This window comes from Cytobacillus solani (genome assembly GCF_001420595.1).
GTDB lineage: Bacteria > Bacillota > Bacilli > Bacillales > Cytobacillaceae > Cytobacillus > Cytobacillus solani.
In genome coordinates, this window is the sequence record NZ_LJIX01000006.1 from 3,002,970 (window position 1) to 3,014,710 (window position 11,741).

10 protein-coding genes are annotated in these 11,741 nt (G+C 38.1%); 1 reads left to right on the forward strand and 9 read right to left on the reverse strand.

All coding sequences use genetic code 11. The annotated features are described in order from the left end of the window. Window positions 1-20: 20 nt before the first annotated feature. The 5 genes from AN957_RS16860 to ku all read right to left on the reverse strand — a co-directional run bounded on the left by AN957_RS16860 (window position 21) and on the right by ku (window position 5,935). Window positions 21-1,685, reverse strand: a complete 1,665-nt coding sequence (locus tag AN957_RS16860; protein ID WP_056685290.1) for a glycerol-3-phosphate dehydrogenase/oxidase — start codon at window positions 1,683-1,685, stop codon at window positions 21-23. Between the two features lie 230 nt (window positions 1,686-1,915). Beyond that, the gene (gene glpK, locus AN957_RS16865; RefSeq protein ID WP_053476605.1) at window positions 1,916-3,406 is read right to left on the reverse strand and encodes a glycerol kinase GlpK; all 1,491 of its coding nucleotides are present in this window, start codon (window positions 3,404-3,406) and stop codon (window positions 1,916-1,918) included. Between the two features lie 35 nt (window positions 3,407-3,441). Then, complete coding sequence (locus tag AN957_RS16870) at window positions 3,442-4,266, reverse strand: MIP/aquaporin family protein (protein ID WP_053476606.1); 825 nt, start codon at window positions 4,264-4,266, stop codon at window positions 3,442-3,444. Window positions 4,267-4,430: 164 nt separating this feature from the next. Then, window positions 4,431-4,979, reverse strand: a complete 549-nt coding sequence (locus AN957_RS16875) for a glycerol-3-phosphate responsive antiterminator (protein WP_053476607.1) — start codon at window positions 4,977-4,979, stop codon at window positions 4,431-4,433. Between the two features lie 125 nt (window positions 4,980-5,104). After that, window positions 5,105-5,935: a non-homologous end joining protein Ku gene (gene ku / locus AN957_RS16880; RefSeq protein WP_053476608.1), complete on the reverse strand. Its 831-nt coding sequence runs from the start codon at window positions 5,933-5,935 to the stop codon at window positions 5,105-5,107. 150 nt (window positions 5,936-6,085) lie between these two features. Between ku and AN957_RS16885 the strand changes: the two genes are divergently transcribed. Beyond that, window positions 6,086-7,912 carry a DNA ligase D gene (locus tag AN957_RS16885; RefSeq protein ID WP_056685293.1) on the forward strand — a complete coding sequence of 609 codons (1,827 nt, stop codon included), beginning with the start codon at window positions 6,086-6,088 and terminating at the stop codon, window positions 7,910-7,912. Between the two features lie 41 nt (window positions 7,913-7,953). On the opposite strand, the gene AN957_RS16890 is transcribed toward AN957_RS16885, so the two are convergent. The 4 genes from AN957_RS16890 to ribE form a co-directional block, all read right to left on the reverse strand. Next, window positions 7,954-9,198: an EAL and HDOD domain-containing protein gene (locus AN957_RS16890; RefSeq protein WP_056685296.1), complete on the reverse strand. Its 1,245-nt coding sequence runs from the start codon at window positions 9,196-9,198 to the stop codon at window positions 7,954-7,956. A 183-nt stretch (window positions 9,199-9,381) separates the two neighbouring features. Continuing rightward, a complete protein-coding gene (gene ribH, locus AN957_RS16895) occupies window positions 9,382-9,849 on the reverse strand; it encodes a 6,7-dimethyl-8-ribityllumazine synthase (protein WP_053476611.1) in 468 nt (155 codons plus the stop codon). Window positions 9,850-9,864: 15 nt separating this feature from the next. Further along, on the reverse strand, window positions 9,865-11,058 hold the full coding sequence (locus tag AN957_RS16900; protein WP_053476612.1) for a bifunctional 3,4-dihydroxy-2-butanone-4-phosphate synthase/GTP cyclohydrolase II: 1,194 nt from the start codon (window positions 11,056-11,058) through the stop codon (window positions 9,865-9,867). A 25-nt stretch (window positions 11,059-11,083) separates the two neighbouring features. After that, window positions 11,084-11,740: a riboflavin synthase gene (gene ribE, locus AN957_RS16905; protein WP_053476613.1), complete on the reverse strand. Its 657-nt coding sequence runs from the start codon at window positions 11,738-11,740 to the stop codon at window positions 11,084-11,086. Window position 11,741: the final 1 nt, after the last annotated feature.

Genomic DNA, 11,741 nt, shown 5'->3' on the forward strand with positions numbered 1-11,741 from the left:
TTCATTTCCCTCAAAAAATATTATTGCAAATCAGATGGAATTGTAGCATCTTTTAGTGCTTGGTGTAACCCCGCTTCAAATTTTGATCTTACATCCTGATTCCATTCAAAGTAGTCTGCCATATAATTAATTACTTGCTCTTGGTAGGTTTTTACCGTTTCAATATCAAACAAGATGGCACCTGTTCTGCGGTTGAAAAAGTCGATTGGTGTTGCTGCCATTTCATTTTCAAGAGCATATTTTAATTTAACCCATAATTTTACTGGCAATTGATAGTTTTCAGCCTCTTTTTTGCCTTGATCTTCTACCATTTTAAATAAAGCTGAAACGTTTGAACCATACATAGCCGCAAGATGTGCCGCATCCTCTTTCGTTAAGCCGGCAGCAACGCCTGTTTCAATTTGTCCAGCAATAAAATCCTTAAATTTACTTGAGCCGCCAACTCCCCCACCAGAGATTGGCAAATGCTTGGTTTGACAGCTTGGGAAATTTCTATTTTGTTCTTCAGTGAATTTCTTTGCAAGAACATCAACAATCGTTTCCGCCATTTTTCGATAGCCAGTTAATTTCCCTCCAGCAATAGTGATCAGGCCCGTTTCAGACTCCCATATTTCATCCTTACGAGATATTTCAGAAGGATCTTTTCCTTCTTCCCATATAAGCGGACGAACACCTGCCCAGCTTGATTCAACATCTGCCTCCGTCATTTTCACCTCTGGGAACATATAATTAATTGCTTGAATAATATACGTACGGTCCTCAGAAGTCATGTGCGGGCTTACTGGATCGTCCCCATAAAAGGTATCCGTAGTCCCTACATATGCTTTACCTTCTCTCGGAATGGCAAAGACCATTCTTTTATCTGGTGTATCAAAATATACAGCTTGTTTTAAAGGGAAACGAGATTGATCTATCACTAAGTGAACCCCTTTTGTCAGCTTTAATGTCTTCCCTTTTTTCGAGCCATCCTTTTCACGAATCGTGTCAACCCATGGACCAGCTGCATTGACAATCTTCGCTGCTTTAATTTCATATTTTTCTCCAGTAAGCTGATCAACTACAAGGACACCAACTACTTTTCCATTTTCATATAGCAACTGGTCAACCTTCGTATAATTTAACGGTATCGCACCTTTATCCGCTGCAGCCTTCATCACTTCGATTGTTAAACGGGCATCATCTGTACGGTATTCCACATAATAGCCACCGCCCTTTAGTCCATTTCTCTTAACTAAAGGCTCTTTATTGATTGTTCCCTGCACATTAAGCATCGTTCTGCGTTCTGCCTTTTTAACCCCTGCAAGAAAGTCGTATACTCTTAAGCCAATAGAAGTACTAAACTTACCAAATGTGCCCCCTTTATGCATTGGCAGCAGCATCCACTCAGGAGTTGTTACATGAGGACCATTTTCATAAACAATCGCACGTTCTTTTCCCACCTCTGCAACCATCTGCACTTCAAATTGCTTTAAATAACGAAGTCCACCATGAACTAACTTTGTTGATCGGCTAGACGTTCCCGCTGCAAAATCCTGCATCTCTACAAGCGCAACATTCATCCCTCTAGTTGATGCATCTAATGCGATCCCAGCACCTGTAATCCCCCCGCCAATCACTAACACATCAAACGTTTCATTTTTAAGTTTATTTATAATATCACTTCGATTATGATTTGAGAAATTCATTTCTTTGTCCTCCCTTTATTAAAAGGTAATTAGTATAAGTTATTCCCTTTAATGACAGCCCGCAACAATAAATGCACATGCGGTCATGGTTTGGCACTGGAGAAGAACACAAAAAAGAGACCACAAAATACATTATCGACTAGCGATAATGACTTTGTGGTCTCTCCGGTTCTCCTGCCGAGCTATTAACTTATCTTCATTATATCATACTTTATAATCATTGAAAACATTTATTTAAATGCCATCGCTGCCTTCACAGCTTTCTTCCAGCCGTTATATAAGTTTTTGCGGCTTTCCTCTTCCATGCTTGGTTCAAAGGATTTGTCAATTGCCCATTGATTCGAAATCTCATCTTCATTTTTCCAATAGCCTACTGCAAGTCCTGCTAAATAGGCAGCGCCTAGAGCCGTCGTTTCGTTAATTGTCGGTCTTTCAACTGGCACATTCAAGATATCACTTTGAAACTCCATGAGAAAGTCATTTTTTACTGCCCCGCCATCGACACGCAAAGTCTTTAATTCAATTCCTGAATCTGCTTCCATAGCGGACAGTACATCTTTCGTTTGGTAGGCAAGCGATTCTAACGTAGCACGGATAAAATGCTCCTTAGATGTACCTCTTGTTAAACCAAATACTGCCCCTCTTACTTCACTATCCCAGTAAGGAGTTCCGAGCCCAACAAAAGCAGGAACAACATAAACACCATCCGTTGAATCTACCTTTTTCGCATAGCCCTCACTGTCTTTGGCATTATGAAGCATTCTCATTCCATCTCGCAGCCATTGAATGGCAGATCCAGCGACAAAAATACTACCTTCTAAGGCATATTCCACTTTCCCATTTAATCCCCAAGCAATCGTAGTTAGTAAGCCATTTTCAGATCGCACTGCCTTTTCACCTGTATTCATCAGCATGAAGCAGCCTGTACCATAAGTATTTTTTGCCATTCCTTCTTCAAAGCATGCTTGTCCGAAAAGGGCTGCCTGCTGATCTCCTGCCGCACCTGCAATTGGAATTTCTTTGCCGAAGAAATGATAATCAACTGTATGCCCATAGATTTCTGAAGATGGCCGTACTTCAGGAAGCATGGAAGCTGGAACACCTAGAATTTTCAACAACTCTTCATCCCATTTTAACTCATATATGTTAAACATTAATGTTCGTGAAGCATTTGAATAATCAGTCACATGGGCTTTACCACCGGAAAGCTTCCAAATGAGCCAAGTATCGATTGTACCAAACAATAACTTCCCTTGCTCTGCTTTTTCTCTTGCCCCATCCACATGATCTAAGATCCACTTCACCTTTGTCCCAGAAAAATAAGCGTCAATCAATAAGCCTGTTTTTTCTCTGAAAGTATCATTATATCCTGCCGCTTTCAATTCTTCACATATATCACTTGTTTGTCTTGATTGCCAAACAATCGCGTTGTAGATTGGCTTCCCTGTTTCTTTATCCCATACAACCGTTGTTTCGCGCTGGTTTGTAATCCCGATCCCCGCAATTTGCTCTGGTTTGACCCCTGATTCTGAAAGCACTTCAGCAATAACAGAAAGAATAGAACCCCAGATCTCATTAGCATTATGCTCTACCCAGCCGGGCTTTGGAAAATATTGCGTGAACTCCCTCTGAGCTGAATGCGTAATCTCCCCATCATTATTAAAAAGAATCGCTCTTGAACTCGTTGTCCCTTGATCCAGTGATAATATAAATTTTTCCATTTTCCCTTCCCCCGTTCAATCTTAAAATCTTTCGATCATGCCGCAGCTTTAGAAGATTCTGTATTCATTTTTTCTTTTTTACCCATAAGATAAACAATGATTAATATTATTATATTAACAGCTAGAACTGTCCATAACATGTTTGAAAGTTTTTCCGTAAAGAAAATCTGATAGAAAATAGATCCAAGTGATCCTCCCATAATCGGTCCTAGAACAGGGATCCACGCATAGCCCCAGCCTGATTTCCCTTTTCCGTGAATTGGAAGCACAAAATGCGCAATACGAGGACCAAGATCACGTGCAGGATTAATTGCATAGCCTGTAGTACCCCCAAGTGACATTCCGATTACTACAATCAATAGTCCCACTGCAATCGGATTCAAACCTTCTGAAAACTTATTTGCACCTATAAATAATAGACCTAGGACAAGAATAAATGTACCTATCACTTCACTTAATAGATTCGAAAAAGTATGAGGAATGGCAGGGCTGGTTGAAAATACAGCTAATTTCGCTCCCTGATCCTCCGTTGCCTTCCAATGCGGCAAGTAATGAAGGAAAACAAGTACACCGCCTAAAAATCCACCAATAAGTTGAGCGATAATATATTCAGGCACTTCCGCCCAAGGAAAATCCCCATTTAAAGCTAAACCAATGGTTACAGCAGGATTCAAATGGGCACCACTAATCGATCCAACTGCAAATACCCCCATTGTTACCGCTAAACCCCAAGCAATTGTAACGACAATCCATCCTCCATTAAAAGAGAATGTTTTCTTTAAATTCGCTCCGGCAACGACGCCTCCCCCAAATAAAATCAAAATCATCGTTCCGACAACTTCTCCCATAAAAGCTGACATCTCATATCCCCTCTCTCATCTTAAAGACAAAATAGACGAAAAAAAGAGATCCACAACAGAATACACCTTAAAAAGGCAAAACTGTGTGAATCTCCTAATCTCCGACACATAGAATTAACTTGTAAATTGAGTATACAACTCTATGAAAACGTTGTCAATTAGATTTAGTCATTAAATATTTCCCATAAATCTATCTTGGAAGTGGTGATTGCTGAGGCTCCAGCTTGCAATGCATTTACTACTTCTTCCTTCGTCCTTATAAGACCTCCAGCCAAAATGGGTGTATTTAACCGCTGATTGACCTCTTCTATCATCCATGGCATCGCTCCTGGCATGACTTCAATATAATCAGGCCTCGTTTTCTCTATTAGCTTATAGCTTTTTTCAAGCGCATGAGAATCAATGAGAAATATCCTTTGAATCGCTACAACTCCCTTTTGCTTTGCTTTTAAAATTACACTCGATTTCGTAGAAATTATTCCAAACGGTTTATACTCTTGACAAATATATTCTGTTGCATAATCATCACTTTTTATTCCATGAATCATATCAACGTGGTAAATCATTTTTTTATTACATGCTTTAGCCATTTGATTTACATTTTTCAATTGGGCAATATGCATGTCCAAAAAGACACCAATTTTATAGGGGCTTTTCAAAAAGTGCTCAAACTCCTTCATCGTTGTCGATGCAGGCAATATTTTTTGTTCCATTTTTTTCAGCTCCAGTTTATGACTATATCCCATATACTAGAAGGAAATAGAAAATAACTCAATAATAAATTGAAAGAAAGCCGATTTTCTAATTCAAAATCGGCTTTTACATGATCCATTCAATTTTATGCTTCTTTTTTGGCTTTTGAAGACACACGTTTCTTTTTTGCCGCAGGTTTTTTCGGTTTCGTCTTGTCAATCGACGCTTGTAGTGCTGCCATTAGATCAGTCACATTTGTAGCAGGTGCTTTTTCAACCGGTGTAACAATTTCTTTTCCAGTCCGTTTCGATTCAATCAGCTCAAGAAGCGCTGTTCGGTATTCATCCGTATATTTATCGGGCTCGAAATCTGTTGTTAGTTGATCAATTAGCAGAATTGCCGTATCAATTTCCTTCTTCGTTACTTTATCTTCAGCAGGAACATTAGGAACATCACCCGCTTTTCGAACCTCATCAGGGTAATGAATGGTTTCCATAACAAGTGTGTTTTCATACACACGGAGCACAGCTAACTGCTCTTTAGAGCGGATAATAATTTTTGCCAACCCTACTTTTTCAGATTCTTCCAGCGCTTTCCGCAATAAAGAGTATGCCTTTCCCCCTCCATCACCAGGTGACATATAGTACGTACGGTCATAATAAATCGGATCAATTTGTTCCATCATTACAAAATCAATAATTTCGACTGCTTTATCTTCATTCTCTTTCTTTAACTTTTCCAAATCCTCCTCGTCAAGAACGACAAACTTCCCCTTCGTATATTCATATGCCTTAACAATTTCCTCCGTCTTAACCTCTACATCACAAACAGGACAAACTTTTTCATATTTAATCGGCGAATGACACTCTTTATGCAGATTTCTCAGTTTGATATCCTTATCTTCGGTGGCTGCATGCAGCTTGATTGGTATGTTGACAAGTCCAAAGCTAATGCTGCCTTTCCAGATTGTATGCATAATGCATGCTCCTATCTTTTTGTTCTTAATTTGCGTTACTGTACCTAATGCATACATTTTAAATGTTGGAAAGATTTCTTTTAGAAAGAGTAGTTTTTATACAACTGGAAAAAATAAAAGATACGTTTGCAATTTAGGAGGTTTAACCATTTGAAGCCGATGCTGCCTAGTCTTTCTTTTGAGATTCCTGAAGGAAAAGAGTGGCTTTATGAAGTTAAGTACGATGGGTTTCGGGCGATTTTACATTGGGACGATAATGAAATAACGCTTACGAGCAGAAACGGCAAATCATTATTGGAATTATTTCCAGAAGTACGATTATTCCTTGAAACGAACAAGGACAAATTTGCCCCTTATCTGCCTCTTACTTTAGATGGAGAATTGGTCTTTCTCGAAAATGCCTATAAGGCACATTTTGGCTCCATTCAAGTTAGGGGAAGAATGCGGTCAAAAAAAAGGATTGCGGATAAAGCAAATGCTTCCCCTTGCAGACTTCTCATATTTGATGTAATCGAATTAAGCGGAAAATCAGTAGTAAATGAACTGTATCTTTCGAGGAAAGCAATATTGCTGGCATTATTTAAACAATGTGATCTCCCCCTTAAACCCGATGAAAAAAGTGTTAAACTCATTCAAATGCTTCCATATTATAAAAATTTCGCCGAGGTTTGGGAAAAGGTTACTCTTTATGATGGAGAAGGAATTGTAGCCAAACAGCAAAATAATAGATGGGAAGATGGAAAAAGAACCTCTTTATGGGTTAAATATAAAAATTGGAAATATGCCACTTGTTTTATCACCTCATATGAAAAATCCAATGGTTATTTTTATGTTGGTGTATACAGGAATCAGACAATTATTCCTATTGGGCAATTTATCTTTGGTATAAAGCCCGATGAGAAGAAAGCACTTGCCCAAATCATTAAAGAAAATAAAGCAGATGAGGACAATCAATATATTTATGTAGAGCCGGCCATTTGTGTAGAAATCAAATATTTGGAAATCTATGAGGAACAGATGCGTGAACCACATTTCCATCAATTTAAATTTGAAATAAAACCGGATTCGTGTACGTATGATCAATTCATTCAGGGACAGAAGAATCTGCCGCCAGATGTGATCATTACCCATCCAAATAAACCATTATGGGAAGAGCCTCCTTTACAAAAGATTGATTTCATCCATTATTTAAGAGAGATTTCCCCATATATGCTTCCTTTTCTAAAAGATCGATTATTAACAGTTATCCGCTACCCACATGGAATTTTCGGAGAGTCTTTTTACCAAAAGAGCTGCCCAGAATATGCGCCAGATTTCGTTGAAACTAAAATGGCTGATGGGATTAATTACATCGTTTGTAATAATCTTAAAACCTTACTGTGGCTTGGGAATCAGCTTGCATTTGAATATCATATTCCTTTTCAAACGATAAATAATCATAGACCATGTGAAATTGTTTTTGACCTTGATCCTCCATCAAGAGAGGCATTTGGACTTGCCGTTAAAGCCGCAAAATATATTAAGGAAATTCTCGATCAGCTTGAACTAATTGGCTTTGTAAAAACATCCGGGAATAAAGGATTGCAAATTTACCTTCCTCTCCAGGAAAATACGTATACGTTTGAAGAGACTAGACTATTCACAGCCTTTATTGCCGATTACTTAGTCTCAAAAGAACCAGATTCCTTTACAATTGAACGGATGAAAAAAAATCGTGGCAATCGCCTCTACGTCGACTATATTCAACATGCAGAAGGGAAAACGATTATTGCTCCTTATTCATCAAGAGGAACTAAAGAAGCCACAGTTGCTACTCCCCTTCACTGGGAAGAAGTAAATGAACATTTACGGATCGCTGACTTTCAAATTCCTGCCATTCTAAAAAGAATTAATCAGTATGGTGACCCTTTTCATCAATATTTTGCAGCGAAAGAAAAACAAAATCTTCAGCCTGTCCTTGATTTCTTAAAAAAATAGAAAAAGCCTGCCTAATCTTCATATGGCAGGTCTTCTATCATTTAGATCAATTGTTCTCCAAAACTGAGCTCATTCGCCCAGCTAAGTGATTCTGCATAAATTTTGAATAAATCCTTCTCATCAATTGTTAGATCTTTACATTTTTCACTGATAACCGTCCACTCTGCCTTTTCAACAGCGAGAACGAGATCGAGCACATCTTTTAGCTGATTATCTTTACCCGTTAATGCTTCACAAATCTCCTCTTCTAGCGGTAAATCTCTTAGAATCATTTCCATAGGCATACTCAATAATGAATCAACCATAGAAAACATGCCTGTCATAAAATTACTTGGTGAGGATGGCCGGTTCTGTCTGATTTTTTCGATTTCTTCACACATTCGCGCTCTTGTAAGGCTAATATGGATCATTTCTTGAGAAATCTCTCTTTCCCCAATTGTTGATTCCCGAACAGCAAGTACATAAATCCATTTTTGAAGCTCAATTAGTCCAAGCAAGACAACCGCCTGCCGGATTGAATTAATCTTTTGCTTTGGTCGAAAAGCGGGAGAATTGATTAATTTTAATAACTTATACGATAAAGAAATATCTCGTTCAATTAACTCCGTAATTCGATCAATATTCGGTTCAGTCATCGACAAATTTTGAATCATTTCATAATATGAATGAAAATAGGTCGGTACATCATGTGTCGAAATAATTACCGGCTTCGCAAAGAAATAACCTTGAAAATAGTGATAGCCCCGTTTCTTTGCCTCTTCAAATTCTTCTCTTGTTTCGACCTTTTCAGCGACCAATTCAATATTCAAATCTTTCGCAATCGCTTCTATTTTTTCCCTCACCTCAAAAGGAGTAGACAAAAAATCAACTTTAATAAAATCCGCAAATTTTAATAGATCATGTGTATATGGATTTAATTCATTCAGTACGAAGTCATCTAGTGCAATTAGATAGCCTTGTGCTCTCAGATCCATACATATTTCGATTAATTCCGGACTCGGGATAACCGTTTCTAAAATTTCTACGACGATCTCTCGAGGTCTAAAATACGTTGGAAGGCCTAACTTAAGCAAATTCTCTGTAAAATTAATGAAACAAGGTTTGCCATTAGAAAGCTTATCAATCCCAATACTTAAAAAGCTATTTATAATAAGTTCAGTGGTTGCCTGGTCTCCATCTACCTCAGGGAAAGCATTCTCATTTTTATCCTTTCGATAAAGAAGCTCATAACCAAACACTTCTTCTGTAAGATTAAAAATCGGCTGCCTTGCAACAAAAACTTCCATTATCTTACCTCCGACAAAAAATTAACAAAATATAACACTTTTTTCATTATATATAAAAACAAATATTTAAAAAGTCGAAATATGTTGATTACAAAAATATTCTCTCATATTTTAATTCTTCTGTCATTAAAATGGGGCACTGAATTATTCAGTGCCCCATTACTTCTTTATTCTATCAAAATGCTATTTAAGCTGTTTGTATAAATTACCCATTTCTATTGCTCCCACTGCAGAATCCCAGCCTTTATTACCTGCTTTCGTCCCGGCACGTTCAATCGCCTGTTCAATTGTATCTGTTGTTAAAACACCAAAGATAATGGGAATGCCGCTTTCCATTCCAGTGGATGCAACCCCCTTAGCAACCTCATTACTGACATAATCAAAATGAGGTGTCGCTCCACGAATGACTGTTCCAAGAGTAATGATAGCATCATATGCTCCCGATTGAGCGAGCTTCTTCGCTGCAAGAGGAATTTCAAAAGCTCCAGGCACCCAAACGATTGTTACGTCCTCTTCATTCACACCATGACGTTTTAAGGCGTCTTCAGCACCACTTAATAATTTGCTAGTAATAAACTCATTAAAGCGGGAAACGACAATTGCCATTTTTAAACCTGTGCCAACTAAATGGCCTTCAATTACGTTTTTCATCTCTCATCTCTCCTATTAAAAAGTTAATAAATGGTCAAGCTTTGACTTTTTAGTTTTTAAATATGAATCATTTTCTTTTTTCGTCGGCATTTGCAATGAGACACGCTCTGTTATTTCAAGACCATATCCTCCTAATCCGGCAATCTTTCGCGGGTTATTGGTTAAGAGCCTCATTTTCCTTACACCTAAATCGACTAGTATTTGTGCACCAACTCCGTAATCGCGCAAATCATCTGCAAAGCCTAGTTTATGGTTTGCTTCGACTGTGTCATATCCTTCTTCCTGCAGCTTATAAGCTTTCAACTTATTTATAAGTCCTATCCCTCTGCCTTCCTGCCTCATATAAAGAAGTATTCCTTTTCCTTCTTTCTCGATTTGTGTAAGAGCCGCTTCCAATTGGGGACCACAGTCACAGCGATTAGAGCCAAAAACGTCACCTGTTAAGCATTCCGAATGGACCCGCAATAAAACAGGTTCATCTTTAGTGATCTCTCCTTTAACTAATGCAACATGATCTTTCCCATCAATTGAATTCGAATAACCTATAGCTCTAAATAATCCAAACTCTGTTGGTAATTGAATGTCTACTTCTCTTTTAACAAGATTTTCATGCTTGTATCGGTACTCGATTAATTGTTTTATCGTTATTATTTTTAAATCGTACTTTTGAGCAACAGCTTCAAGGTCATTCATACGGGCCATTGTCCCATCATCTTTCATAATTTCGCAAATAACTCCTGCTGGTTCCGCTCCAGCTAGTCTTGCAAGGTCAATGGCTGCTTCAGTATGACCTGCTCTCCTAAGGACGCCGCCTTCTTTCCCAATAAGGGGAAATATATGTCCAGGGCGGTTAAAATCTGTTGGAGACACACTCTTATCAAGCATTTTCTCAATTGTTAATGAACGCTCAAATGCACTAATTCCGGTTGAGGTATCTTTATGATCGATTGAGACAGTAAAAGCTGTTTTATGGCTATCCGTGTTACTAGTTACCATCGGTTGCAGATCCAGCTTTGTAGCCAATGATTCTGCAATCGGGACACAAATTAGGCCCCTTCCTTCTTTCGCCATAAAATTGATTGTTTCCGGTGTTACATACTGTGCAATCGAAACAAAATCACCTTCATTTTCCCTGTCTTCATCATCGCAAACAATAATGACCTTCCCTGACTTTAAATCTTCTATGGCTACTTCTATTTCACTAAGCATTTCATTTACCTCCAATTGTCCTTTCTTAAGAAAGAAAGCCGTGTTCTTGTAGAAAGCTTTCTGACAAAATTTGTTTGCGACTCGTTTCTTTTTGTTCTCTTTTCATAAATGAAAACAAATATTTTGCTAGCATATCAAACTCAATGTTGACTGTATCACCTACATGTTTCATATCTAGTACGGTCTCTTTTGCTGTATGTGGAATAATCGAAACAGTTACCGAATCATCCGTTACCCCAAATATGGTTAAGGATATGCCATCTATTGCGATTGAGCCCTTCATTAAAAGGAGGTGACTGAATGATATAGGGACTGAAATATCAAAATATATAGCATTTTCTTTAACAGCCTTTTTTAGTATTTGTCCAATGCCATCTACGTGTCCTGTGACAAAATGCCCTCCAAATCTTCCATTAACCGCCAGCGCTCTTTCTAAGTTAACCTTTGTCTGCTCTTTAACAGATGATAATGAAGTGCTTTTAAAAGTTTCTGGCATGACATCTGTGGAAAACTCATCACTATTTATTTCTGTTACAGTTAAACAAACACCATTGACGGAAATACTGTCTCCTAAATGAATATCCTTTAAGATTTTAGATGCCTTAATTGTTAACTTAATTGTCTTCCCATACTTGACGGCACTATTTACTGTACCGAGTTCTTCAATGATTCCCGTAAACAAA

Excerpts from the sequence above, each read along its gene's own strand:
- AN957_RS16860 (WP_056685290.1), bottom strand. The coding sequence starts at position 1,685 with ATGAATTTCTCAAATCATAATCGAAGTGATATTATAAATAAACTTAAA.
- glpK (WP_053476605.1), bottom strand. The coding sequence starts at position 3,406 with ATGGAAAAATTTATATTATCACTGGATCAAGGGACAACGAGTTCAAGA.
- AN957_RS16870 (WP_053476606.1), bottom strand. The coding sequence starts at position 4,266 with ATGTCAGCTTTTATGGGAGAAGTTGTCGGAACGATGATTTTGATTTTA.
- AN957_RS16875 (WP_053476607.1), bottom strand. The coding sequence starts at position 4,979 with ATGGAACAAAAAATATTGCCTGCATCGACAACGATGAAGGAGTTTGAG.
- ku (WP_053476608.1), bottom strand. The coding sequence starts at position 5,935 with ATGCATACAATCTGGAAAGGCAGCATTAGCTTTGGACTTGTCAACATA.
- AN957_RS16890 (WP_056685296.1), bottom strand. The coding sequence starts at position 9,198 with ATGGAAGTTTTTGTTGCAAGGCAGCCGATTTTTAATCTTACAGAAGAA.
- ribH (WP_053476611.1), bottom strand. The coding sequence starts at position 9,849 with ATGAAAAACGTAATTGAAGGCCATTTAGTTGGCACAGGTTTAAAAATG.
- AN957_RS16900 (WP_053476612.1), bottom strand. The coding sequence starts at position 11,058 with ATGCTTAGTGAAATAGAAGTAGCCATAGAAGATTTAAAGTCAGGGAAG.